We start from the raw sequence: 26,124 nt of genomic DNA, 5'->3' as shown, positions 1-26,124 counted from the left end.
AAACTGGTGGATTTTTTGCGTGCATCAAAAATTCAATATTAAAAAACAGGATGTTCTTCAGCGGCCTCCGTAGCCTGATGGGGGATATTTTAGTTGTGAGATAATTTGCCAGTTATATTGCAGATAAAGATATTGTCATATTACGAATGGCATGTTAAAGTTTTAGAAAGAAATATGCAAAGGATATTTTGTAATTGAATCTTATAAGGAACTACAAACTATGAATGGGATAAAAATACCAATAGGACGCTCCGGATTTGCGGATATTCGAAAAAATGGATACTACTATATTGATAAAAGCGGATTAATCAGAGAATTGCTGGAAACAGATGGAAGACAAGTTACCCTTATCACCCGTCCCCGCAGATTTGGAAAAACTCTGGGAATGAGTATGTTATCAGAGTTTTTTGATATTCGGAAAAATAGTGTAGAATTGTTTGAAGGGCTTTCTATAATGAGCGAAAAGGAACTGTGTGAAACTTGGATGAATCAGTATCCTACATTGTTTTTGTCCTTTAAAAGTGTTGACGGATTGGGCTTTCCGAAGGCTTATGAAAAGCTCATGGCAGTAATTTCTGATCTATATAAAGAACACATTTATCTAATGGAAAGCAATCAACTGGATTCTTTCAGTAAGGAGATGTATTGTCAGGTGGCTTCCCAGAAGGCTGCACAAGGTATGGTGGAGAATAGCCTGCTGAATTTGACTAGAATGATGCAGAGATATTATAGAAAACCGGTGATTTTGCTGATGGATGAGTATGATGTTCCTCTGGCAAAAGCAAGTGACAATGGCTATTACAAAGAAATGCTGGATGTTATGAAAGGCCTTATGCAGGTTGTTAAGGATAATGATTCATTAAAGTTTGCAGTTGTCACCGGCTGCTTAAGAATTGCAAAGGAAAGTATTTTTACGGGAACAAATAATTTTGTGTCGGATACGATTTCTGATACAAGGTTAAATGAATATTTTGGTTTTACCCAGAAAGAAGTAGACTTAATATTAGAAGAAACTGGTTTGTCAGATTATCGTACAGTGATAAAGAAATGGTACAATGGATACCATTTTGGAAATTTTGATGTTTATTGCCCATGGGATGTGATGAATCATGTAGAAAGGCTGATGATAGATCCAAAGGCAAAACCAGAAGGTTATTGGAGAAATTCCAGCGATAATGGAATTATTCGATCTTTTCTTGATGTTGCAGGAGATACCATAACGAAGAAATTTGAAACTTTGCTTTCTGGCGGATATGTGGTGCAGAGGGTGGAGGAAGATTTGGCGTATGATGACTTATTGTACTCGGAAGAGAATTTATGGAGTATGCTTTATCTGACAGGTTATGTAACCCGGGTTCGGGAGGAGCAGTTGAAAAGCTCTTTGCCGGAAAAATATCTTGCTTTGAGTATTCCAAACAGGGAAATCGAGGCGATTTTTGAGAGCACAATAGCAAAATGGTTTCAAGAAAGTACACAGAAATGGGATCGGAAAGCATTGTTTAGAGCGGTATGGAGCGGAGATGCCCAGACCATGACAGAAGAGATGACAAAGCTGCTCCGCAAAACGATCAGTTATCATGATTATCGGGAGGATTTTTATTACGCATTTTTTGCTGGGATATTTGCCGGAGCAGGGTATGTGGTAGAATCCAACAAAGAGCATGGAGAAGGGCACAGTGATATCGTAGTGCAAGATTATCCGGGGGATCGTGTAGCGGTATTTGAAGTGAAATACGCAAAATCAAAGGAACAATTGAGAAAAGCTTGTGAAGATGCAGTGATGCAGATAGATAGTAAAATGTATGGCGAAGAATTTCGGGAGGATTATTCTAAAGTGATGTGTTTTGGAGTTTCCTTTTTTAAAAAACGTTGTTTGGTGAAAAGGAAGAATTAATAAAAGAAATATTAAAGAGAAATGAGAGTTTTGCTAAAATAGCTTAATATTGAAAATAATGAAAATAAAATATCTAAAAAGTGTCATATTTTTCCAGTCTCAGTTGTTATTATAATTATGGGGTTTTATACCAAAAATACTTTTACTTAAGAGAAATGGAAGGAGAATGATTTATGAAACGAAAAATTTCTATGGTGTTGGCAGTTATATGCTTGGTTTTAAGCATGTCTACCGTTAGTAATGCGGCAGCTAATGAGGATGCGGTGGCACATGCTAATGCAGTTGGGGGAGTTGAGGGGATACAGCCTTACTATGTAAATACTGCAAATGTCAGCGCTGGTATTAGAATTGAAGGGAGTACTGCTTACTGCTATACGGAGGTAGTTGCGAAAAAAGCTTGTTTTATAAATGTAATAATGCGTTTACAACGAAAAGAGGGTAGTTCTTGGCATACAGTAAGTTCTTGGATTGAATCGGCAGCGAACGCTGGCGGAAAAAGTTTGTATAAATCTTTTAGTTTATCTACAAAGGGAACTTATCGAGTATATGCGATATGTACCGTAGGAGGAGAAGAGGTAACTTGTGCAAGTAATACAACAACGTATTGAGATTTTGGAGTATGAAAGATTTTTTAAAGGGATGCTTGATTTTGTTCATCAGCTTTCTTGGAATTATATTTTTAGATTTTCTTGGAAAGATTTTTACTTAAGGATTAGTCTACAATAGTTAATATATTTGAGAAAATGACACAATGGAACCGAGAGCGTAAGCTCTCGGTTTTTGCATCATATTATCTATTTTGGTTGAAATAATTATAAAAAATGTCATATGTGTCGGATTTAAAATGATTGATATTTGCATATGATTTAAGTATAATATCAAGCAAGAAATGTTTTATAAAGGATAAGATGATAGGAATATTTGCTTGGGTTTTGAAATAAGCAAAAAGGAATCAGTTTTTTGTAGAGCAGCAGAATTTGGAGTCGATCATTCAAGAAAGGAAATGGGTAGTTATGGATGAATTGTTAATATCAGCTTTTGAAGAGACTGCAAAAGATGGATATAATGGTCGTGTGCAAACTCTTGCAAGGCATAGATTTTCATTTAAATTTTATTGGAATATGCATAATCTGTTTCAAATATCGCAAATACGGTATAAAAGAAATGGAACTTCCATTATGGAATTGTATCGCCCCATTCGTTCCAAAAGGCGGCTGGCAGTGATTGTATTGTTATTGCTTATGTTAATAGGAGGAAGTTCAGTTGCATCAGAGCCGTTGATTCGTTGGTTGAATAATTTTTATATGGAACAGAATAATGACCATGTAAGATTTCAAAACAATGAAAATGATATTAGTATAGGGGCAAGAACTACTTTTAGAAAGTATTGTTTTGTAGATGTTCCAGAAGGATATATAATGGAATTAGAAAAATTTGATGAAGGATTTCAAAGATATGCAATTAGATATATTAATAAAGAAGATGGTATATTGTCTCTTAAACAGACTTGGCAGGAAGAAGAATATCCAGAAAACGTTACCTCTGATAAAGAACCAATGAAAGATGTAGAAGTAAACGGTTTTACCGGCTACTACGTTGAAGACAACGGAATGGGGTCTTTGATAATCTCCAACGGTGTATATAAATTAGTCTTAGACGGCCCATTTTCCAAAAAAGAGCTGATAGAACTGGCAGGAAAATTAGAACTTTCCAATGACCCGATAGAGTAAAAGAAAGAATGCTGCAAGTTGAAAATCAGGAAAGGTCGGGCACATGTGAAGTTATGAGGAAAATATTTAATGTCAATGGAAACTGCAGGCCTGGATTACATTACATGGTTAATCTGGAGAAACGACTGGCTGAAACAAAGAAAATGGTAGACAGAGGTGATTATTTTACAATTAATCGTGCTCGCCAATATGGAAAAACCACCATGTTGAAAGCGTTAGAGCGTTATCTTCAAAATGATTATGTTGTAATCAGCCTGGATTTTCAGAAATTGAGCTGCAGGGATTTTGAAACGGAAGGTTTTTTTGTAAAAGCTTTGTCCAGGGAGATATTGAAGAAGGAAGGTTTAAGAGAGAGCATTCCCATCGAAATTACGGAGAAATTGCGGGAAGTTACCCAGGAAAAAGAGGAAAGTCTGCATCTTGCCGGTCTGTTTGAATGTTTTAGCTTTTGGTGCCGGAAGTCTTTCAAGCCAGTGGTTCTGATGATTGATGAAGTGGACAGCGCAGCAAATCATCAGGTGTTTCTGGATTTTTTATCCCAATTGCGGGGCGCTTATATCGACAGGGATGAGATAGCGGCTTTTCAGTCAGTCATTCTTGCGGGAGTGTATGATATTAAGAACTTAAAAAGAAAATTTGCAGAAAAGGAGGAGCATCGGTTAAACAGTCCGTGGAATATTGCAGCAGATTTTTTGATTGACATGAATTTCTCGGCAGAAGATATTGCAGGAATGCTGTTCGAATACCAGCAGGATTCTGAAACAGACATGGAGACAGAGGCGATTGCTAAGCTGATTTACGATTATACATCAGGGTATCCGTTTCTTGTATCGAAGCTTTGCAAACTGATAGACGAACAAATTGCAGGAAGTGATAAATTTAATGAGAGAAGTTTGGCGTGGACCAGAGAAGGCGTTATGGAAGCCGTCAGAATGTTATTGATGGAACAAAACACTTTGTTTGATTCTTTGATCAATAAATTGGAAGATTATCCTGAATTGAAGGAATTATTGAGAAACCTGCTGTTTCAGGGAAAAGATATTGTGTATGTTGTCGGTATCCGTTCAATGGAAATAGCGATGATGTTTGGATTTGTGAAACGTGTAAACGGAACGATTGTGCTTGCCAACCGGATATTTGAGCTTTTGCTTTACAATTTTTTCCTCAGCTTACCGGAAATGCAGAAAAATTGTATTTATGATGCTGCATTAAAGGATAGAAATCAGTTTATCCAGGACGGACATTTGAATATGAAACTGGTATTGGAAAAATTTATTCTCCATTTTGAAGAATTGTATGGAGATAGAAATCAGGCGTTTTTGGAAGAAGATGGCCGCAGATATTTTCTGCTGTATCTGAAACCTATTATCAATGGCACTGGAAATTATTATATTGAGTCTCAGACAAGAAATATGGAACGCACAGATGTAATTGTGGATTACTGTGGAGAGCAATTTGTAATTGAACTGAAAATCTGGAGAGGCAACGCCTATAAAGAACGAGGAGAAGAACAACTGTCAGGATATTTGGACTACTACCGCCTGAAAAAAGGCTATATGCTGAGCTTTAACTTTAATAAAAACAAACAAATCGGCCTAAGAGAGATTCAGATCGGGGATAAAATTCTCATAGAAGCGGTGGTTTAAGGGTTTTCTGCTCAGTTTTCGTTATGGGCTGAAACATCTTTTCTGAAAAAGAGTTCCGGAAACCAGTGATGGACAGAATATTTTGAGGATAAATAGGAAAATCGGGTGTGGATATACTTGTACAACAGATGATTTTTTGTTATAATATTTGTTATGAGTTTGCGTAAACTATAAATTTGGAGGTGCGAATATGAAACGCAATGTAATCGTAGGACAGTCAGGCGGACCTACCGCCGCAATCAATTCCAGTCTTGCAGGGGTATATAGAACAGCCAAAGACCGCGGAGCTAAGAAGGTATATGGTATGCTGCACGGAATTCAGGGACTTCTTCAGGAAAGGTACATCGATCTTTCAGAGCATATTACCAATGAGCTGGATGCAGAGCTTTTGAAGCGTACGCCGGCTGCTTATCTGGGTTCCTGTCGTTATAAACTGCCGGAAATCCATGAAGATATGGGCGTATATGAGAAGATTTTTGAGATTTTGAATAAGCTTGATATTGAAGCATTTATTTATATCGGTGGAAATGATTCTATGGACACCATTAAGAAATTGTCAGATTATGCAATTATTACCGGACAGACGGTACGGTTTATCGGATGCCCCAAGACTATAGACAATGATTTGGCATTGACGGATCATACTCCGGGATACGGAAGCGCAGCGAAATATATTGGCACTTCCGTGAAAGAAATTATCTGTGACAGTTTTTGTTTGGAGTACAACAAGGGACTGGTTACCATTATCGAGATTATGGGCCGTAACGCAGGCTGGCTTACAGGAGCGGCGGCATTGGCGAAGGGAGAGGACAGTACGGGTCCTGACCTGATTTACCTTCCAGAATTGGCCTTTGATCTGGAGAAATTTATTGCAAAGATTCGCAAGCTGTTAGAGAAGAAATCTTCTGTGGTAGTGGCGGTTTCTGAAGGAATCAGGATTCCGGATGGAAAATATGTGTGTGAGCTTGGAAACAGCGTGGATTTTGTGGATGCTTTCGGACACAAACAGCTTTCTGGAACAGCCGCTTATCTTGCCAACTTTGTGGCAGGAGAGATTGGATGCAAGACTCGTGCTATTGAACTTAGCACCTTGCAGCGTTCTGCATCCCATTCTGCGTCCCGTATTGACATTCTGGAGGCTTTCCAGGTTGGCGGAGCAGCAGTGAAGGCAGCAGATGAAGGCGATACTGGCAAGATGGTGGTGTTAGAGAGAATTTCTGACGATCCTTATCAGAGTACAACAGCAGTGAAGGATGTACATAAGATTGCCAATGACGAGAAGCTGGTGCCCAGAGATTGGGTAACTAAGGACGGCACTTATGTGACAGATGAATTTGTAACCTATGTGAAGCCTTTGATTCAGGGCGATGTTTCACCAGTTATGGTAGATGGAATTCCGCGTCATTTGTACAAGCCCGGGTTCCAGGAGAAGCTGTAAAGTAAATTTTTCAGAAAATATTGCAAATTGGAACGGCATATGCTATAATTGCCAACGGGCAGAGAGATTGAAGTTCTTATAGCGCAAAACGTTGAACCCTTGAAGTATTTACGGTACATTCAGGGGTTCTTCTTTTACCAAGAAGATGGCAAAAAATATACTGCTAAATTAAAAGGCGCATTAGCAAAGGCAAATGCTGCACAAGGAATTCCAGAAATGATTGAAAAAGTTGCATGGAAATAGATAGTGGATATCGCTTGAGAGTTGGAGATTTAAGAGTGCTGTTTTCAATAGAAGATGATATAATATATATTGACAATATCATTCCAGGAGGACAAGCGTATAAAAGATTATAGGAGCAGGTGACAAAATATGAGTAAGGAAACATTAAAAAATTTAATAGAACTGGTTCCGGAAAAGGATATTGATACTTTGTATAGAGTAATTGTAAAATTTGTACCAAAAGTGGTTCCTGAACCGGAAGAATTAGAAGCCTTAAAAATTGGACAGGAAGACAGAGCAATAAACGGAACAATACCACATGAGGCTGTAAATTGGGATTAAGAAATATAAAAAGAAACGAGCATCCCGCTTGAGCATAAAGCAGTACGGTAAAAAACTGTTTCTTTTTACAATTACATGATAGAAAGGTAAAAATATCAAGAGAAATGTATAATGAAGTTGATTTAGATAAAATAGACATAAATTCAGATCCCCCTTCAGAAGAACCGGCCAGACAGTACTACTATATGGCAAAATGCCGGAACTGGGTACAGGATTTTATAGAGCAAAAGGGCCGCCGGCCTGCCGCCTGCATTCAGACCTTCGGCTGTCAGATGAATGCCAGGGATTCTGAGAAGCTGATGGGGATTCTGGAAAATATTGGATTTGAACAGTCGGACAACGAGGAAGCTGATTTTGTCCTCTATAATACCTGCACGGTACGGGAAAATGCAAATAATAAAGTCTGGGGACGGCTTGGATATCTGAACGCTTATAAGAAATGCCATCCTCATATGAAGATTGCTCTTTGCGGCTGTATGATGCAGGAGCCGGAAGTGATTGAGAAATTGCAAAGGAGTTATCCTTTTGTCAATTTGGTATTCGGCACCCATAATATTTATAAATTTGCAGAATTATTGGAGACTTCCCTGATGCAGAAGGGAATGGTTATTGATATCTGGAAAGATACCGATAAAATTGTGGAAGATCTGCCTGTGGAGAGAAAATATAATTTTAAATCAGGAGTTAATATTATGTTTGGATGCAATAATTTCTGCAGTTATTGCATTGTTCCTTATGTCCGGGGGAGAGAGAGGAGCCGGAAGCCGGAGGATATTCTTCTGGAAATTGAAAAGCTTGCGGCAGACGGCGTTGTGGAAGTTATGCTTCTGGGACAGAATGTGAATTCATATGGTAAAAACTTAAAAGAACCAATAACTTTCGCAGAATTGCTCAGAAGAATAGAGAAGATTGAAGGAATTAAACGAATCCGGTTTATGACCTCCCACCCCAAGGATTTGTCTGAGGAATTGATTGAAGTGATGAGGAACTCAGAAAAGATATGCCGTCATCTGCATCTGCCTCTTCAGTCTGGCAGCAGCCGCATTTTGAAAGAGATGAATCGTCAGTATGGAAAAGAGCAGTATTTATCCCTGGTGGAAAAGCTTCGGAAGGCGGTGCCGGATATCGCGCTGACCACAGACATTATTGTGGGATTTCCCGGCGAGACGGAAGAGGATTTTCTGGAGACTATGGACATGGTGAAACAGGTGGGATATGAAAGCGCTTTTACCTTTATTTATTCCAAACGCACTGGAACGCCGGCAGCAGCGAAAGGGGACCAGATTCCGGAAGATGTGGTAAAGGAACGGTTTCAGAGGCTTTTAAAAGAAGTGCAGCGGATTGCTGCCAAGAAAGCAAGCGCCTATACTGGAAAGACGGAGCCTGTTCTGGTGGAAGAGGTGAATGAACAGGATAAAACTCTGGTAACCGGAAGATTAAGCAGCAACTTTGTTGTGCATCTGCCTGGAACAGAGGAAATGATTGGTAAAATTATTCACGTGAAATTAAAGGAATGCAAAGGCTTTTACTTTTACGGCGAGGCAGTAGAATGATTTTGTGTAACATGAAGTTCAGGTTGTTAGAATTGTTTATAGTGAAAGGGATAAAAGGAGAGATATGTATTCTTATCTGAAAGGCGAACTGGTTGAGATTTTGGAGGATACCATTGTAGTTGAAGTGAATCACATTGGTTATAACGTACATATTCCGGCCAGTATGATTGATAATTTTACCGGAACAGGCCAGACCGTGAAAATATATACCTACCTTCATGTAAAAGAAGAACTGATGGAGCTGTATGGCTTTCTGACCAGGGATGACCTGAACATCTTCCGGTTATTGCTGGGAGTCAGCGGCATCGGCCCCAAAGGCGCCCTGGCGGTTTTAACGGTTATGACGCCGGACGACCTTCGCTTTGCAGTTCTGGGAGAGGATGCCAAAGCCATTGCCAAAGCGCCTGGCATTGGCAATAAAACAGCCCAGAGGGTCATTCTGGAATTAAAGGATAAGTTAAAGCTGGAAGACGTTGTGGAACAGAAGCAGGCAAATATTTCAGCAAAACAGAATGATTCTCTTTCCGGCGTTAAGAGCGAAGCAGTACAGGCGCTGACGGCCTTAGGTTATTCTTCTGCAGAAGCATTCAAGGCGGTCAGTGGCGTGGAACTGGTTCCGGATATTACAGTTGAGGAAGTGCTGAAAGCAGCCTTAAAGCAGATGATTTAAGGCGCGCAGTTTATGTTTCAAGCATGTTCGAAGAACTGTTACGATATAGAAAGGAAATTTCTCATGGAAAAACGTGTCATTTCCACCCAGATTCAGGAAGAGGATCTGAAAATAGAAACCAGCCTGCGGCCCCAGAGACTGGAAGAGTACATTGGACAGGAAAAGGCGAAGAAGACGCTGAAAATCTACATCGAAGCGGCAAAACAGAGAGGAGAGTCTCTGGATCACGTGCTGTTTTACGGCCCTCCGGGTCTTGGAAAAACCACACTGGCGGGAATTATCGCCAATGAAATGAATGTACATATGAAAATCACTTCTGGACCTGCCATTGGGAAACCTGGAGAAATGGCGGCGATTTTAAGCGGCCTGCAGGAAGGGGATATTTTATTTGTAGATGAAATTCACCGTCTGAACCGGCAGGTGGAGGAGGTTCTTTATCCTGCCATGGAGGATTATGTCATTGACATTATGATTGGAAAGGGGGCGACAGCCAGGTCTATTCGTCTGGATCTGCCCCATTTTACGCTGGTAGGGGCTACCACAAGGGCGGGGCTGTTGTCTGCGCCTCTGCGGGATCGGTTTGGGGTTGTGGATCATCTGGAATTTTATAATCCGGAGGAATTAAAAACAATTATCCTGCATTCAGCAGTGAAACTGGAAGTGGAAATTGATGAAGAAGGGGCGTTTGAGCTGGCAAGAAGATCCCGAGGAACGCCCAGACTTGCCAACCGCCTTCTGAAACGGGTGCGGGATTTTGCCCAGGTAAAATATGATGGGAAAATTAACAGGGAAGTGGCAGTTTTTGCACTGGATTTACTGGAAGTGGACAAATTCGGACTGGATCAGAATGACCGGAACATCCTGCTGACTATGATTGAGAAGTTTCAGGGCGGTCCGGTGGGACTGGATACTCTTGCAGCGTCTTTGGGGGAAGATGCAGGAACCATTGAGGATGTATATGAACCTTATCTGGTGAAAAACGGGTTTGTGAACCGTACGCCCAAAGGCAGGGTTGCCACTGATTTTGCTTATCAACATTTTGGAATTGCAAAATAGTATTTGTTTTTCTGGAAAAATCAGTTATAATGAAACACATGGAACAGATTAAATCAGGAGAGGATGAATATATGTCAGCAAAAACCAGTGCCGATGTGTTGATTGGAGGAAAAATTTACACATTAAGCGGTTACGAAAGTGAAGACTACCTGCAAAGAGTGGCTAATTATATTAATAGTAAAATAAATGAGTTTGATGAAATGGAGCAGTTTCGGCGTTTGCCGGGAGAGATGAAGTCTACTTTGGTGGAGCTTAACATTGCAGACGATTATTTTAAGGCGAAGGAACAGGCGGAGAAATTAGATCAGGATGTAAAGGAAAAGGAAAAAGAACTTTATGAAGCAAAACATGAATTAATTTCTCTGAGAATTAAAGCGGAAAGCAGTGAGAAAGAAGCAACACAATTGTCAAAGGAGAACCGGAAGCTGCTGCTGCAGAAATCAAAGCTGGAAGCTGCTCTGGAAGATGCATTGCTGGGGAAGGTTAAGGGACAAGCAGCCCCTGAGAAGAATAGTTCCAGCGGGAATCCTGCTGGAAAACAAAATGGTTCCAATGGGAATTCAACGCCAACGGGACAGAGGAATAATTCTAATGAGCATTCAGCGGGAACTCAGAATCATCCCAATGGAAATCCAGCGGGACAGAGGAATAATTCTAATGAGCATTCAGCGGGAACTCAGAATCATCCCAATGGAAATTCAGCAGAGAAACAGCATGATTTCGGGAAAACGGAGAACAAGGCGGAATAAAATGGCAATGGCAGGCGCCTTGCGGCGTTTCAATTATTTCGTTAGAGAAAGGCGGCTCAAGGCAAAGCAGGCTTCTTGAGCCGCTTTTCTCTTAAGGAGCAGAAGTATGGACAGAAATTTCAGAAAAAACACAGAACTTTTAGCGCCAGCAGGCTCTTTCGATATTTTAAAAGCAGTGGCAAATGCGGGGGCAGACGCCGTGTATGGGGCAGGAAGTAAATTCGGTGCAAGGGCCTATGCCGATAATTTTACGGAAAAAGAACTGCTGGAAGCTTTAGACTATCTTCATCTGAGGGGAAAGCGCTTTTACCTTACGGTTAATACGCTCTTAAAGGAATATGAAGTTCAGGAACTTTATGAATATCTTAAGCCTCTTTATGAAGCAGGACTGGATGGAGTAATTGTACAGGATCTTGGGGCGTTTCGGTATATTCGAAACCATTTTCCGCATTTGCCCATTCATGCCAGTACACAGATGACGATTACCGGAGCTTACGGCGCAAAGCTTATGCTGGAGGCAGGATGCAGCCGGATTGTGTTGGCAAGGGAGCTTTCACTGGAGGAAATTTCCCATATTTATCAGGAGACTGGGGCTGAAATTGAATGCTTTGTCCATGGAGCCCTCTGTTACGGCTATTCGGGGCAGTGCCTGCTAAGCAGTATGATTGGAGGCAGAAGCGGAAATCGGGGACGGTGTGCGCAGCCCTGCCGTCTGCCCTATGAGCTGCAAAGCGAAGCGAAAGAACCATCCGGGAAAGTTTCAGGAAACTATCTGCTGAGCATGAAGGATTTGTGCGCCGTTGACCTGATTCCCCAGATGATTCAAAGCGGAGTGTATTCTTTTAAAATTGAAGGGCGGATGAAGCAGGCGGAATATGCGGCCGGAGTAACGGGAATTTACCGAAAATACCTGGACAGATATGAAGAGAATAACGGACAGGGATATCAGGCAGAAGAAGAGGACAGGAAACGTTTGAAAGATTTGGGTAACCGCTGCGGATTTACCGATGGATATTATACCAGGCAAAATGGGAAAAATATGATTACTTTTCGGAAGCCTTCGCATGAAAAAGGAAAAGAAATTCTAAAAAATCCTAAGGAAACATTACCGGAACAGAAAGAAAAAATCAAAGGAACCTTAAGACTTTTTCAGGAAACTCCGGCGTATCTTATGTTAAACTATAAGGATATTCAGGTGGAAGTGACAGGTAAACCGGTGCAGCCGGCGGTGAAGCAGCCGCTGACAGAGGAAGGGGTTCTGGAAAGAATACAAAAAACCGGAAATACCCCCTTTATATTTGAAGAAATGAAAGTGGAACTGGGAGAATCTGTATTTCTTCCGGTTGGAGAACTGAATCAGCTTCGCAGAGACGGACTGGAACGGCTGCAGGAGGAAATTCTGAAAAAGTACCGAAGAAAAGAAGAGGCTTTGGCAGCAGAATGCTTGCCGAAGGATATTGTGAATCCTGTCCGGGAAAAAGAGATAAAGCTTCATGTTCTGGCAGAAACTTCAGAACAGCTGAAAGTTGCCTTAAGTCAGCCGGAAACGGATCGGATTTATCTGGAATCTTTTCTCTGTTCCAGAGAGATTCTCACAGAACAATTGCGCAGTCTGTCGGCGCGCATCCGGGAAGCAGGAAAAGAATGCTATCTGGCCCTTCCGCATATGTTCCGAATGAAAGCTGCCCGTTGGTTTTACAGCCGCTGGCAGGAAATAGCCCCATTTGCAGACGGATATCTGGTGCGGAATCTGGAGGAGATTCAGTTTCTGAAGGAAATGGGGGTTAATTCTCAACAGGTTCAGGGAGATTATCAGTTGTACGGATATTCCAAAGAAGCGGTTCTGGCTTGGGAAGAACTGTCCCTGGTTCATCTGACCCTTCCAGTGGAATTAAACCTTAAGGAATTAAAGAAGCTGGACTGGCAGAAGGGAGAAATGATTCTTTATGGCCGTCAGCCGTTGATGATCAGCAGTCAGTGTTTACATAAAAACACATCAGAATGCGACCGTAAGCCAGGGATTTTACAGTTGAAAGATCGTTATGGGAAATTGTTTCCGGTGAGGAATCAATGCAGCGATTGCTATAATATTATTTATAATGTAAGTCCGCTGTCTTTGCTGCATCATATGAAAGAGATACGTTTGCTGAAGCCGGAATCGGTAAGGCTTTCCTTTACCACAGAGAAGAGAGGAGAGGCAGAACAGATTTTTGCATGTTACAGGCAGGCCGTATCCTCCCAGGGAGACAGCCGTGAGAAATATCTGCAGGATTATACCAACGGGCACTGGAAACGAGGAGTAGAATAGTTTATGGTACATTTAATTACTGAGTTATCCAAATATACAATGATTATTCTTTTTGCACTGTATACCTGGCAATGTTTTTCTTCCCTGAAGAGAAATGTGGACCTGGAAGAACAGGCGTGGAAATTCAGAAAACAGGTGGTCTATATGTACTTGTTTCATCTGAATGCCTATGCGGTTCTGTATCTTGCCACGAAAAATCAGGATTTACTGAAATTTTATCTGGAACAGGTAATATTTTTTACTGCAGTGCAGGTATGTTACGGGATCTTTTATAAGCGGGTATCCAGGCTGATTGTCAACAATATGTGCATGCTGATGTGCATCGGCTTTGTGATACTGACCCGGCTGTCCTACCAGCATGCGCTGAAGCAGTTTGTCATTGCTGCGGTTTCCATGGCAGTTACCATGCTGATTCCTTATTTTATCAGCCGTTGGAAATTTGTTCGGAGCCTTACCTGGATCTATGCGTTGGCGGGAATTACCATGCTGGGCGTGGTAGCCGTGCTGGGAGCTGTTTCCCATGGGGCCAAGCTATCCTTTTCTGTGGCGGGAATTACAGTCCAGCCCTCAGAGTTTATTAAAATAATATTTGTTTTTTTTGTTGCTTCTATGTTTTATGAGTCTACAGAGTTTATCCAGGTGGTGAAAGCCACGGTGGTGGCAGCGCTGCATGTGATTATTTTAGTATTGTCCCGGGATTTGGGCGCAGGATTGATTTTCTTTATTGCCTATATGGTAATGCTGTATGTGGCCACCAGAAAGCTCTATTATTTTGCGGGAGGAATGATTTGCGGAGCCGCGGCTTCGGTAGCGGCATATTTCCTTTTTAACCATGTGCGGGTGCGGGTGGTGGCCTGGCAGGATCCTCTGGCAGTATTTGCAAATGAAGGGAATCAGGTGTCCCATTCTCTTTTTGCAATAGGAACGGGCGGCTGGTTTGGCATGGGTTTAAATCAGGGAATGCCTTACAAAATTCCAGAAGTAAAACAGGATTTTATTTTTTCTGCCATAGCGGAGGAGCTTGGAGGAATCTTTGCCATCTGTCTGATCCTGGTCTGCGTCAGCTGCTTTTTGATGTTTTTGAACATTGCCATGCAGATGAAGGATTTCTTTTATAAGCTGGTGGCTCTGGGGCTTGGAACCATTTATGGATTTCAGATCTTTTTGTCTGTGGGCGGCGATATCAAATTCATTCCTTCCACAGGAGTTACCCTGCCTTTGGTGAGCTACGGCGGAAGCTCCCTTCTAAGCACACTGATAATTTTTGCTGTTATTCAAGGTCTGTATCTGATGCGGGAACGGGATCAGGGAGAGTCCAAAGGAAAGACAGGAACAAAAAATAATAAAACGAAGGAGAAAAAGCGGCTCAAAAAGAAAGGAGGAATCTCGTCCCATGAAGAAACCATCCACGGAACGAAAATCCAGGACTTCGACTAATGGAAACAGGGAATTTGCAGTGATTACGTATCTGTTTGTGGGTATGTTTATTCTGATGATGGGGTATTTTGCATATTTTCAGATTTTCCGAAGCGAAGATTTTATTAACAGTCCCTATAATACCAGGCAGGATACCTTTGCGGAACATGTGATTCGGGGAGAAATTCGTTCGGCGGACGGCAAAGCGCTGGCACAGACTGTGGTAGGGGAGGATGGAAGCGAAACAAGATACTATCCATATGGCAGAATGTTTGCGCATGCCGTAGGCTATGACAGCAATGGAAAATCAGGAATTGAATCTTTTGGAAATTTCAGCCTATTGCGCTCCCATGCTTTTTTTCTGGAACAGGTGGTTCACGGCATTCAGGATCAGAAGAATCAGGGGGACAATATTGTTACCACGCTGAACTATGATTTGCAGGAGGCGGCTTATCAGGCTTTGGGAGATAACAGGGGGGCCGTGGTTGTATTAGAACCTGCCACCGGCAAGATTCTTGCTATGGTATCCAAGCCGGATTTTGACCCCAATACCATTGCGTCAGAATGGGACAATATTATCTCCGATACTGACAGTGACAATTCCGTGCTGGTGAATCGGGTGACTCAGGGGCTGTATCCGCCGGGATCTACTTTTAAGATTCTAACTACGCTGGAATATCTTCGGGAGCATCCCGATTATCAGAATTATAATTATGAATGCACCGGAAGCATTGCGATGGACCATACGGAGATCCACTGTTATGACAATGCAGTCCATGGAACGGAAAATTTAGAGAAATCCTTTGCCAAGTCCTGTAATACTTCGTATGCGAATATTGGCCTGGAACTGGATAAAAAAGCATTTATCGAGCTTTGTGACAGCATGCTGTTTCAAACGAATCTTCCGATTTCCTATCCCTTTAATAAGAGCAGCTTTGTGCTGAAGGAAGATTCGGATTCCGATGAGGTGACCCAGACAGCCATAGGCCAAGGAAAAACGCTGGTGACCCCCATGCATATGGCGATGATTACCGCAGCCATTGTCAATCAAGGAGTGCTGATGCGCCCCTATGTGATAGATCATACGGAAAATTACAAAGGAGTTACAGTAAAAAGTTACCGCAGTTCCCAGTACGGATCTCTGCTTACGGAAGAGGAGGCGGGAAAGCTGCAGGAATTTATGTCTCTGGTGGTAAGCGAAGGAACTGGTTCTAAGCTAAGCGGCCAGAGTTACCAGGCTGCCGGAAAAACAGGCTCCGCTGAATTCAGCAATAATAAGTCAGAGAGCCACGCATGGTTTACAGGATATGCTTCCACGGAAGAAAAAGGAACCATTGCAGTTACCGTAATTGTGGAAAAAGGCGGCGCCGGAAGCGCTGCGGCAGTTCCAGTGGCAAAACAAGTGTTTGATCGCTATTTTAATCAGTGATTCAGAACTGTTTATGAATATTCATAGAAAATTCTTGCAAGAAAATGGAAAAAGAGGTATACTATTACAAAGTTCTATAAACCACATCGGAGGTATTGCAATGATTGAAGCAACGAGTTGTGGTGGTGTGGTAATATTTCGCGGGAAGATTTTGCTTTTGTATAAGAATTACAAGAATAAATATGAGGGCTGGGTACTTCCGAAAGGAACAGTGGAGCCAGGCGAAGAGTATCGGGATACAGCGGCAAGAGAGGTGCGGGAGGAGACAGGAGTAGACGCCTCGATTATTAAGTATGTAGGAAAGAGCCAGTATACTTTCAGCATACCGGAGGATACGGTTGAAAAAGACGTACACTGGTATCTGATGATGGCAGACAGTTATTACAGCAAACCACAACGGGAAGAATATTTTATCGATTCAGGCTACTACAAATTTCATGAGGCGTATCATCTGCTTCGGTTTGCCAATGAGAAACAGATATTGGAAAAAGCTTATAATGAGTACCTGGATTTGAAGAAAAGCAATCTTTGGGGCAGCAGAAAATATTTTTAATGAACAGGCATCAGGGTATGTTTGCAAATTCATTCCCGGACAGTTCGTTCCTTACACACAAGAAAAGGTGCTCATACAGGGCACCTTTTTACCTTAGGAGAAACTTATGGATTGGTATCAGGAATTTTATGCAGGAGAAAGCATTGCAGGGAAAAAAGAGAAGATAAGATGGAAGGTTCTCCGGAATGCGGGAGTGATTAATATTTATATCATTGCCTTAAGCAGCAATCCTGAGAATTTACTGGATATTATTCCTTCCTGGGAATTGATGCAGAAGTATTATCCCAAATCAGAACTTCTGGTTGTGGGAGTGGACAGGGGATACGAGAACGCCATAGAGCTGGCGGGGACAATTATTATGGATGTGTATCAGGAAACCGGAACATTTCAAGTCAGAAATTATTTTCTGGAAAAACACAGAGAAAATCAAAAGAAAGGGCATAAATGGAAATCCTTTTTATCATTTTAAAAATAATCGGCATTCTTCTGGCAGTTCTGCTGTTTTTGTGTATAACCGTAATTTTGGTTCCGATTCGGTACCGCATAGATGTCAAGGCGCAGGATGGGATAGAAGGAAAAGCAGTGATTCACTGGCTGTTTCATTTGCTGGATGTAAGGCTGTATTACAGGGACAGAGATATTTCCTTTAAACTCCGTATTTTCGGTATTGCTATTCCATTAGACAGAGGGAAAAAGGAAAGAAAATCAGACAAGCCGGAGAATATGTCAAAAGGGTCAGATAGCCCGGAGCCGGAACCATCAGGCGGTTCAAAACCGGAAGGAGCAGATAGCCCAAAGCTGGAAGGCTCAGATAGTTCAGAGCTGGAGAAAGAACAGGGCAAGGCAGAGCTTCAGAAGCTTGGAGATAAGGCAAACTGGTCAGGCGGTTTAGAATCGGAGGAGAAGGAAAAGATATCTTCCGAAAAGAAACGCAGAAGAAAAAACAAGAGAAAACCAGGATTTATACAAAGAATTAAATTATCTTTTAATAATTTTGGGAGAAAAATACGAGGAACAGCCGATGGTATCCGCAGGCGGCTTTCCGATATTCGAAATGGGACAACCACGGTAAAAGAACAGATTGAAAACATAAAAAGCATGATTTTGGAAGAAACTAATCAAAACGCTTTTTTGCATGCCCTTCGGGTAATCCGGTATCTGCTGCGCCATTATCTGCCGGGAAAGGTGACCGGAACCCTTAATTTCTCAATGGGGCGTCCGGATCAAACCGGAAAAGCGCTGGGCGCCATGGGCATGCTGCCTTTCTGGGTACGGTCCAAAATGGTTGTAATGCCTGATTTTGTTTCAGAATCTTTCTATATTAAAGCGATTCTTTTTGCAACAGGGCATGTCCGGTTCCTGCATCTGCTGATTTCGGGAATCCGGCTGATAAAAGACAGAAATGTACGAAAACTAATCACAAATATAAGAGGTTAACAGGAGGTCAAATTATGCAGGAAAATAATTTCAACACAACGGTACAGTCTTTGTTTAAAGGAATGGACAGCTTTATTACCACCAAAACAGTGGTTGGAGACGCTGTTCATATTGGGGATACCATTATTCTTCCCCTGATCGAGGTATCCTTCGGCGTAGGAGCCGGCGCGTTCTGCCATGATAAGAAGAATAATGCAGCCGGCGGTCTGGGCGGGAGAATTACTCCCAGTGCAGTGCTGGTCGTGCAGAATGGATGCACGAAGCTGGTAAATATTAAGAATCAGGACAGCATTACCAAGATTCTTGATATGGTTCCGGATTTGGTGAATAAATTTACCAGCAAGAATTCAGGAAAAGAACAGACGAAGGAAGAGAAAGAGGCGAAAGAGGCGGCTGCACAGGAGCTGGCAGAACAGTGGAATGTACCAACAGAATAAATGATCATGAATTATTTCAGGAAGAGCGCATATATTAAATAGTAATATATGCGTTTTTTGGTGATGGCATGAAACGGCTGATAGGATTTATTTTGTTTTGGATTGCAGTGGGAATGGCAATTATGATTTTTCTGCCGAATGTAGTGCTTGGAATCTTGATTATTTTCATCCTGCTGTTGTTGGGATATAATCTGTTTTGCTGCGGAGATTGTTAAAGCTTTGAAAAAATTTGTGAAAGAAATAAAAAAGAAGCAGTCATTGCCTGCAATGCACTGCTTCCGTTTTCCTGTCATACTATGCTCTTTCTACTTTTCCGCCCCTTAAGCAAGAAGTACAAACGTACATCTTCTTAGAAGCTCCATTCACTTTACATCTTACAGATTTGATATTGGACTTCCACATCTTATTGGATCTTCTATGAGAATGGCTGACCTTCTTACCGAAATGAGCGCCTTTTCCGCAAACACTGCATTTTGCCATAATTGCACCTCCTTGCAATTTACTAAGTCCACAAGCGCTGCGAACTCACAACAAGGCTATTTTAACAGAAAGAGGAATATATTGCAAGAGAAAAATGAATTTTTTGTAAAAAGCGAAAATATATGTTTCATTTTTCCAGAAAAACGGTTATAATATAAACCATAAGTGATTTTGGAGGTTAAATTATGAAAGGACAAGTGGACACGCAATATGGAAAAGTGTTAATTGATACAGATGTAATTGCGATTTATGCCGGTTCTGTGGCAGTGGAATGTTTTGGAATTGTGGGCATGGCTGCTGTGAATATGAAGGATGGGCTGGTAAGGCTTTTAAAACGTGATTACCTGAACCATGGGATAAATGTTACTCTGAACAATAATAAGATTACATTGGATTTTCATGTGATTGTTTCTTATGGAGTAAGTATTTCTACTGTTTCTGATAACCTGATCAGTACGGTGAAGTATCGGGTGGAAGAATTTACCGGTATGGAAATCGAGAAAATCAACATCTTCGTAGAAGGTGTCAGAGTGATTGATTAAGGAGGAAATAAAAGTGGCGATAACTACAGTAGATGCACCGATGCTTGCGAAAATGTTTTTGGCAGGGGCTAAGAACCTGGAAGCGAAAAAGGAATGGATTAACGAACTGAATGTATTTCCGGTACCGGACGGGGATACGGGAACCAATATGACAATGACAATTATGTCGGCAGCGGCAGAGGTCAGCAAGCTGGGAGATTCTCCGGACATGGCTTCTCTGGCAAAGGCTATTTCCTCCGGTTCTCTGCGGGGGGCAAGAGGGAATTCAGGAGTTATTTTATCCCAGTTGTTCCGCGGATTCACCAAGGGAATCGGTAAATACGAAGTGATTGATGTGGTAATTCTCTGCGACGCCCTTCAGAAAGCAGTGGAAACGGCATACAAGGCAGTTATGAAGCCGAAGGAAGGAACGATTCTTACGGTAGCCAAGGGCGGTGCAGATAAGGCGCTGGAATTAATTGGTGAGACTGATGATTTAACCGTATTTATAGATGAAGTAATTAAAGAGGCGGATCGTGTCTTAAGTCTGACGCCGGAGATGCTTCCGGTTCTGAAGCAGGCAGGCGTGGTGGATTCCGGCGGACAGGGACTTGTCACTGTGTTAAAGGGTGCATATGACGCCCTGATGGGGAAAGAAGTGGACTATGCCATAGAGACAGAGAGTGCCGGAAGCGCCGTAGTGAAGATTTCCCAGGAGACGGAGCAGGATATTAAGTTTGGCTATTGTACAGAATTTATCATTGTTTTGCACAAACCTCTGGAAGAAAAGGAAGAGATGGATTTCAAATCATACTTAGAATCCATCGGTGATTCTATTGTAGTGGTTGCAGATGATGAGATTACCAAGGTTCATGTACATACCAATGATCCTGGTCTTGCAATTCAGCGGGCATTGGAGTATGGTTCCTTAAGTAAGATAAAGATTGACAATATGCGGGAAGAGCATCAGGAGAAATTAATCAAAGACGCCCAGAAGGCTGCTGAAGAACAGAAGCTGGCAGATGAGAAGAAGCGTTCGGAGAAAAATGCACTGGCAGAAGCAAGTAAGGCGCCTAAGAAGGATATGGGATTTATTTCCGTTTCCATCGGAGAAGGAATCAATGAGATATTCAAAGGGCTGGGGGTAGACTATATTATTTCCGGCGGGCAGACGATGAACCCCAGCACGGAAGACATGCTGAACGCCATCGAGGAAGTGAATGCGGATAATATTTTTATCCTTCCGAATAATAAAAATATTATCCTTGCAGCAAATCAGGCTGCATCCCTGATAGAAGAGAAGAATATTTTTGTCATTCCTACGAAAACCGTGCCTCAGGGCATTACAGCCTTAATTAACTTTATGCCTGACAGCAGCGCAGAAGAAAATGCTGCCCGCATGACGGAAGAATTATCCAGTGTCAAAACCGGACAGGTAACCTATGCGGTGCGTGATACGCTGATTGATGATAAATCCATCAAACAGGGAGATTACATGGGTATGGGAGACAGTTCCATCCTTTCGGTAGGTCAGGATATGGATGCGGTACTTCGGGATTTGATTGCTCAGTTAGTGGATGAAGATTCTGCAATTATCAGCATCTATTATGGAGAAGAGATTGAAGAAGCGGCGGCGGATCAGTTAGGCGCAGAGCTGGAAGAAACATATCCTGACTGTGAAGTGGAGGTGCACTTCGGCGGACAGCCTATTTACTATTATGTCATTTCTGTAGAATAGAGTTTTTGTCTGGGGCTGTGCAGAACCGTCTGTTCAGTTCCCAATGACACGGGAAGGAGCAGTCCTTATGGAGCAATCATCCGGAATCGGAGAACTGAAGGGCATTGGCGCAAAAACAGAACAGTTATTTCACAATTTGGGAGTATACACCATCGGTGATATACTCCTTCATTATCCCAGAGATTATGACAGGCTGCCGCCGATTACGCCCTTGGCAGAATTGCCGGAGCTTATGAATGGAACTGGAAAAATTGCAGAAGGAGAGAGAGACGGCTTAAAGGCTCATATCTCTCCGGATGGAAAATTCAATCCAGAGGATAGTCCCGGAATCAGGGGAGAAATTACTGCAGCCATTGCGGCAAGAGTGGAAAAGATTCCTTTTGTGCGGGCAGGCCGCAATATGCAGATCACTTCTCTGGCTTTGCAGGAGGGAGCGGTGAAGGCAGATTTGGTGTGGTTTCGCATGCCTTATCTGAAAAATACCTTAAAACCAGGAGAGTGGTTCGTATTTCTGGGGAAGGTTACCCTTAAAGGGAAGATCTTTCATATGGAACAGCCTCAGATTTTTCAGCCGGAAAAATATGAATCTATGCAGGAATGTCTGTGGCCCTGCTATGCCCTGACCGCAGGGCTGGGGAAAAATAAGCTTTCCCAGACCATCAAAAAGGTTCTGGAGGAGTTGGATTTGTCCAGAGACTATCTGCCGGAGGATATCAGAGTCCGGTGCTGCCTGGCGGAATATAACTTTGCATTAGAAAATATCCATTTTCCGAAAAGTGAAGAGGCCCTTACGCAGGCCAGAAAGCGTCTGATTTTTGATGAATTTTTTCAGTTTATTCTTTCTGCGGGAATGCAGAAGGAGCAGATGGAGGAAGTTTTGAACCGCTTTTCCTTTCTTCCTTTGAAAGTGGATCAGGGAATTTTTGAAAATGAACCAATAAAAGAGAATGGTGATGTTTTGAAGCAGGACACAGGACACCTGCTCTGGGCGGATCAGGTGATGAATCATCTTCCTTATCAGCTGACAAATGCTCAGAAGCGTACGCTTTTGGAAATCCGGGAGGATTTACGGGGCAAAAAGGTGATGCAGCGTCTGGTTCAGGGGGATGTGGGTTCCGGTAAAACCATTATTGCCTTTTTAGCTATGCTGGATGCGGCTCAGTCCGGATATCAGTCGGCAATGATGGCTCCTACCGAAGTATTGGCTGTACAGCATTACCAGACTTTTTCATCGCTGTTGGAGGCTCACGGACTGCAGGTTCCCATTGTTCTTTTAACCGGTTCCTTAACCCAGAAGGAGAAAAGAAGAGCCTATGAAAGGATGCAGCTTTATCCCAATGCTATGGTGCTTGGCACCCATGCATTGATACAGGAGAGGGCTCTATATGACAATCTTGCGCTGGTGATTACAGACGAGCAGCACCGGTTTGGGGTGAAGCAGAGAGAGACGCTTTTTTTAAAGGGAGCCCAGCCCCACGTTTTAGTGATGAGTGCAACCCCTATTCCCAGAACCCTTGCTATTATCTTGTATGGAGATTTGGATATTTCTGTCATTGATGAGGTGCCTGCCAAAAGGCTTCCGGTGAAAAGCTGCGTGGTGGGCAGAGAGTCCAGGAAAACCTCCTATGATTTTTTAAGGAGGGAGCTTGCCCTTGGGCATCAGATTTATGTGGTCTGTCCGCTGGTGGAAGAGAGCGAGGGTCTGGAAGCGGAAAATGTTACGGATTATGCTGCCAGATTAAGAGAACAGCTTCCGGAAGGAATTGTGGTGGAAACTCTTCACGGCAAGATGAAATCGGGGCGTAAAAATCTGATTATGGAACAATTTGCCCGTAATGAGATTCAGGTTCTGGTATCCACTACGGTCATTGAAGTGGGGGTAAATGTGCCCAATGCCACAGTTATGATGATTGAGGATGCTCAGCGGTTCGGACTGGCCCAGCTTCATCAGCTCAGGGGACGTGTGGGCAGAGGAGACAGCCAGTCTTATTGCATTATGATTAATACCACTGATTCCGGTAAGGCCAAAAAGCGTCTGGAAATCTTAAACAAATCCAATGATGGATTCTTTATTGCCGGGGAGGATTTGAAGCTTCGGGGGCCGGGAGATTTTTTCGGCATTCGTCAGAGCGGCCTGTTGGAGTTTCGGCTTGGGGATATTTATCAGAATGCGGATTTGTTAAAATTGGCTTCCCAGGAGGCTTCGCTGCTTCTGAAGGAAGACCGGAAATTGGAAGCGCCGGAACATGAGAGTCTGCGAAAACAGATACAGAACTATATGAATCATCAAATGGAGACAGTGAACTTGTAGCGGAAATCAAAGCAAAACAGGAGGCGCCAAATACAGCGTCTCCTGCTTTACTTTGATTTGCTTTTGTATCCGCCCGGTTCTGTTATTTACCGGACATCTGTCTCTCCTGGGCTTCGATCATTTTCTTCACCATATAACCGCCGACAGAACCATTCTGTCTGGAGGTTAAATCTCCGTTATAACCGTCTTTTAAAGGCACGCCAATTTCGTTTGCAACTTCAAATTTGAACTTATCCAATGCACTTTTTGCTTCCGGTACTACCGCTTTGTTAGATGAATTAGACATATCGTTACCTCCTGTTGTCTTTTGCATGCTGTATGAGTTTCATACAGTAAATAGTTTGTAACTGATTTGTTACACCTATAGTATATGCACCGAATTCAGGATTAGACATGCAGTTCTTTCCGGTTTGTGAAAAAAATTCCATTTCAAGGGAAAGGTTCAGTTACTCCGCAATCAATTGGATATCTGTAAGATCCGGAGAGGCAACCAGAGAATAATTCGTATAATAAATCACGAAACCGGGCTTACTGCCGTTTGGCTTTTTGACGTTTTTCTTTTCCAAATAGTCAATTTCCACTTTTTCATTATCTCTGGCTTTGGAATAGTAGGCAGCAAGCCTTCCGGCTTCCTCAAAGGTGCGGTCAGGCAGCTCGTCCCCATTGGTTTTCACAACTACATGGGAGCCGGGAATGCCCTTGGCGTGAAACCACCAGTCGTTTCCCACAGCGAATTTAAAAGTAAGTTCGTCATTCTGGAAATTATTTTTGCCCACATACATATGGTAGCCGTCAGAGGAGAGATAGTGGAAGGGCCTGCTTTTGATTTTTTCTTTTTTGCCGGCGGGTCTTTTTCTGATATAGCCGTACTGAATAAGCTCTTCCTTAATCTGGGTCAGATCATCCTCTGATGTGGCGATATCCAGAGAGGTGGAGATGGTCTCCAAATGCAGCATTTCTTCTTTCGTCTCTTCAATCAGTTCTGTCATAGCTTCATACGTGCGCTTTAGCTTGTTGTATTTTTTAAAATATTTCAGGGCGTTTTCCTGAGGCGTAAGCTGGGGGTCCAAAGGAATGGAAATGGTCTCATTGGTATAATAGTTGAAGGCTTCCAGATTTTTGGCGTTTTCTTCAAGGCCGTAACCATAGGTGTGGATCAGTTCCCCGTATACTTTGTATTTTTCCCGTTTTTCTGTGTCTTTTAACTGTTTCTTCTGTAAATCATATTTTTTCCTGCTGCGCTCCAGCGCAGTAGTGACAATTCTGCGCAGATCAGCGGATTTCTGCCGGATTCTGGTGTAAACATTTTTGGTGGCGTAGAAGGTTTCTAAAACTTCAGAAATAGAATCACAGGGTTCCATGGTAAAATCCCTAAACTGCGTTAGCTCTGCCGCTGAAAAATCCATAGGTTCTTTGCCGTTTCTGACAATATTCGGCGTGAAGTTTCCTGCTTTGATGTCTTCCGCCAGGGCAGAAAACTGCTGGAAGAGCCGGAGCTTTTCTTCTTCTGTCAAATCGGACGCAGTCTGTGTTTCTTCAATGGCGGCCCGAAAACACAGCTCCTTTGCGATTACCGGGCTGATTCCTGTGAAAGCAGTGTAAATAGCTTTCTGCACAGGAAGGGAGCTGCGGGAAAGATTTGCCAGAAAGGATTCTTTCTCTGCCGTAAGCGGGTTGGATTTTTCCTGAGTTTCCGGGATAAAGTAAGTCCTGCCGGGCAGTACCTCCCGAACGGAGCTGACTTGGGCGGAAACATGCTTGATGCTGTCTATGATTTTGTTTTCATCATCGCAGAAAATAATGTTGCTGTGCTTTCCCATAATTTCCACAATGAGCTGTTTGCGGCAAAGATCTCCCAGATCGTTCAGATGTTCAATTTCAAAATTGATAATGCGTTCCATATGAGGCTGAGAAATGCCGATGATTTTTCCATTTGCAATGTGCTTGCGAAGCAGCATGCAGAAATTAGGCGCCGTCAGGGGACTGGGCTTGTTGGTTTTTGTCAGATAAATCAGCGGAAGGGAAGCGTTGGCTGACAATACCAGGCGTACTTGGCCGCTGGCGCCCTTGATGGTTAGCAGCAGTTCGTCATTTTCCGGCTGTGCAATCTTGCTGATTCTGCCGTTTGCTATTGTTTCGTTCAATTCTTGTACTAAATTTGCGATTACGATTCCGTCAAATGCCATGGTTGTTC

25 protein-coding genes are annotated in these 26,124 nt (G+C 42.5%); 22 read left to right on the top strand and 3 right to left on the bottom strand.

What is annotated here, in order from left to right; genetic code table 11:
* Window positions 1-220: 220 nt before the first annotated feature.
* From E5329_RS07950 to E5329_RS29680, 19 genes are all read left to right on the top strand, one after another.
* Complete coding sequence (locus tag E5329_RS07950; RefSeq protein ID WP_135989038.1) at window positions 221-1,894, top strand: AAA family ATPase; 1,674 nt, start codon at window positions 221-223, stop codon at window positions 1,892-1,894.
* Between the two features lie 173 nt (window positions 1,895-2,067).
* Entirely contained in the window at window positions 2,068-2,502 is a 435-nt protein-coding gene (locus E5329_RS07945; RefSeq protein ID WP_135989037.1) for a hypothetical protein, read from the top strand.
* A 405-nt stretch (window positions 2,503-2,907) separates the two neighbouring features.
* Window positions 2,908-3,624, top strand: coding sequence for a DUF4367 domain-containing protein (locus tag E5329_RS07940; protein WP_135989036.1), 717 nt, complete (start codon window positions 2,908-2,910; stop codon window positions 3,622-3,624).
* A gap of 53 nt (window positions 3,625-3,677) precedes the next feature.
* Window positions 3,678-5,270: an AAA-like domain-containing protein gene (locus E5329_RS07935; protein WP_135989035.1), complete on the top strand. Its 1,593-nt coding sequence runs from the start codon at window positions 3,678-3,680 to the stop codon at window positions 5,268-5,270.
* Between the two features lie 190 nt (window positions 5,271-5,460).
* Window positions 5,461-6,708 carry a 6-phosphofructokinase gene (locus tag E5329_RS07930; protein ID WP_135989034.1) on the top strand — a complete coding sequence of 416 codons (1,248 nt, stop codon included), beginning with the start codon at window positions 5,461-5,463 and terminating at the stop codon, window positions 6,706-6,708.
* A 48-nt stretch (window positions 6,709-6,756) separates the two neighbouring features.
* Window positions 6,757-6,951 (top strand): hypothetical protein, encoded by a 195-nt coding sequence (locus E5329_RS07925; RefSeq protein WP_135989033.1) that lies wholly within the window; start codon window positions 6,757-6,759, stop codon window positions 6,949-6,951.
* Window positions 6,952-7,080: 129 nt separating this feature from the next.
* Entirely contained in the window at window positions 7,081-7,272 is a 192-nt protein-coding gene (locus E5329_RS07920) for a hypothetical protein (protein ID WP_135989032.1), read from the top strand.
* Window positions 7,273-7,376: 104 nt separating this feature from the next.
* The gene (gene miaB, locus E5329_RS07915) at window positions 7,377-8,825 is read left to right on the top strand and encodes a tRNA (N6-isopentenyl adenosine(37)-C2)-methylthiotransferase MiaB (RefSeq protein WP_135989031.1); all 1,449 of its coding nucleotides are present in this window, start codon (window positions 7,377-7,379) and stop codon (window positions 8,823-8,825) included.
* 64 nt (window positions 8,826-8,889) lie between these two features.
* Entirely contained in the window at window positions 8,890-9,495 is a 606-nt protein-coding gene (gene ruvA, locus E5329_RS07910) for a Holliday junction branch migration protein RuvA (protein WP_135989030.1), read from the top strand.
* A gap of 63 nt (window positions 9,496-9,558) precedes the next feature.
* Entirely contained in the window at window positions 9,559-10,551 is a 993-nt protein-coding gene (gene ruvB / locus E5329_RS07905) for a Holliday junction branch migration DNA helicase RuvB (protein WP_135989029.1), read from the top strand.
* A gap of 71 nt (window positions 10,552-10,622) precedes the next feature.
* Window positions 10,623-11,300, top strand: a complete 678-nt coding sequence (zapA, locus tag E5329_RS07900) for a cell division protein ZapA (RefSeq protein ID WP_135989028.1) — start codon at window positions 10,623-10,625, stop codon at window positions 11,298-11,300.
* A gap of 106 nt (window positions 11,301-11,406) precedes the next feature.
* The gene (locus tag E5329_RS07895) at window positions 11,407-13,608 is read left to right on the top strand and encodes a U32 family peptidase (RefSeq protein ID WP_135989027.1); all 2,202 of its coding nucleotides are present in this window, start codon (window positions 11,407-11,409) and stop codon (window positions 13,606-13,608) included.
* A 3-nt stretch (window positions 13,609-13,611) separates the two neighbouring features.
* Window positions 13,612-15,045 carry an FtsW/RodA/SpoVE family cell cycle protein gene (locus tag E5329_RS07890; RefSeq protein WP_135989026.1) on the top strand — a complete coding sequence of 478 codons (1,434 nt, stop codon included), beginning with the start codon at window positions 13,612-13,614 and terminating at the stop codon, window positions 15,043-15,045.
* Complete coding sequence (locus E5329_RS07885) at window positions 15,002-16,453, top strand: peptidoglycan D,D-transpeptidase FtsI family protein (protein WP_275443103.1); 1,452 nt, start codon at window positions 15,002-15,004, stop codon at window positions 16,451-16,453. Before E5329_RS07890 ends, E5329_RS07885 begins: the two co-directional genes overlap by 44 nt.
* Window positions 16,454-16,553: 100 nt before the next feature.
* On the top strand, window positions 16,554-17,006 hold the full coding sequence (locus E5329_RS07880; RefSeq protein WP_135989025.1) for an NUDIX hydrolase: 453 nt from the start codon (window positions 16,554-16,556) through the stop codon (window positions 17,004-17,006).
* A 106-nt stretch (window positions 17,007-17,112) separates the two neighbouring features.
* A complete protein-coding gene (locus tag E5329_RS07875; RefSeq protein ID WP_135989024.1) occupies window positions 17,113-17,475 on the top strand; it encodes a hypothetical protein in 363 nt (120 codons plus the stop codon).
* Complete coding sequence (locus E5329_RS07870; protein WP_135989023.1) at window positions 17,451-18,443, top strand: hypothetical protein; 993 nt, start codon at window positions 17,451-17,453, stop codon at window positions 18,441-18,443. The genes E5329_RS07875 and E5329_RS07870 overlap by 25 nt, the downstream gene beginning before the upstream one ends.
* A 14-nt stretch (window positions 18,444-18,457) precedes the next feature.
* Entirely contained in the window at window positions 18,458-18,880 is a 423-nt protein-coding gene (locus tag E5329_RS07865) for a GerW family sporulation protein (RefSeq protein ID WP_135989022.1), read from the top strand.
* Between the two features lie 68 nt (window positions 18,881-18,948).
* Window positions 18,949-19,095 (top strand): hypothetical protein, encoded by a 147-nt coding sequence (locus E5329_RS29680; protein WP_168356554.1) that lies wholly within the window; start codon window positions 18,949-18,951, stop codon window positions 19,093-19,095.
* A gap of 79 nt (window positions 19,096-19,174) precedes the next feature.
* Here E5329_RS29680 and rpmB read toward each other — a convergent pair whose 3' ends face one another.
* Window positions 19,175-19,360 (bottom strand): 50S ribosomal protein L28, encoded by a 186-nt coding sequence (rpmB, locus tag E5329_RS07860; protein ID WP_135989021.1) that lies wholly within the window; start codon window positions 19,358-19,360, stop codon window positions 19,175-19,177.
* Between the two features lie 185 nt (window positions 19,361-19,545).
* Between rpmB and E5329_RS07855 the strand changes: the two genes are divergently transcribed.
* From E5329_RS07855 to recG, 3 genes are all read left to right on the top strand, one after another.
* Window positions 19,546-19,902, top strand: a complete 357-nt coding sequence (locus E5329_RS07855) for an Asp23/Gls24 family envelope stress response protein (protein WP_135989020.1) — start codon at window positions 19,546-19,548, stop codon at window positions 19,900-19,902.
* Between the two features lie 13 nt (window positions 19,903-19,915).
* Window positions 19,916-21,619, top strand: coding sequence for a DAK2 domain-containing protein (locus E5329_RS07850; protein ID WP_135989019.1), 1,704 nt, complete (start codon window positions 19,916-19,918; stop codon window positions 21,617-21,619).
* Window positions 21,620-21,686: 67 nt separating this feature from the next.
* Window positions 21,687-23,930 carry an ATP-dependent DNA helicase RecG gene (gene recG, locus E5329_RS07845; protein ID WP_135989018.1) on the top strand — a complete coding sequence of 748 codons (2,244 nt, stop codon included), beginning with the start codon at window positions 21,687-21,689 and terminating at the stop codon, window positions 23,928-23,930.
* 82 nt (window positions 23,931-24,012) lie between these two features.
* Here recG and E5329_RS07840 read toward each other — a convergent pair whose 3' ends face one another.
* Together E5329_RS07840 and E5329_RS07835 are read right to left on the bottom strand one after the other, a co-directional pair.
* Complete coding sequence (locus E5329_RS07840; protein ID WP_135989017.1) at window positions 24,013-24,216, bottom strand: alpha/beta-type small acid-soluble spore protein; 204 nt, start codon at window positions 24,214-24,216, stop codon at window positions 24,013-24,015.
* Between the two features lie 160 nt (window positions 24,217-24,376).
* Window positions 24,377-26,116, bottom strand: coding sequence for an Rqc2 family fibronectin-binding protein (locus tag E5329_RS07835; protein WP_135989016.1), 1,740 nt, complete (start codon window positions 26,114-26,116; stop codon window positions 24,377-24,379).
* Window positions 26,117-26,124: the final 8 nt, after the last annotated feature.

Source organism: Petralouisia muris (assembly GCF_004793545.1).
Taxonomy (GTDB): domain Bacteria; phylum Bacillota; class Clostridia; order Lachnospirales; family Lachnospiraceae; genus Petralouisia; species Petralouisia muris.
The sequence above is the reverse complement of the archived record's forward strand: the minus strand, read 5'-3'. Positions and strand labels throughout refer to the sequence as shown.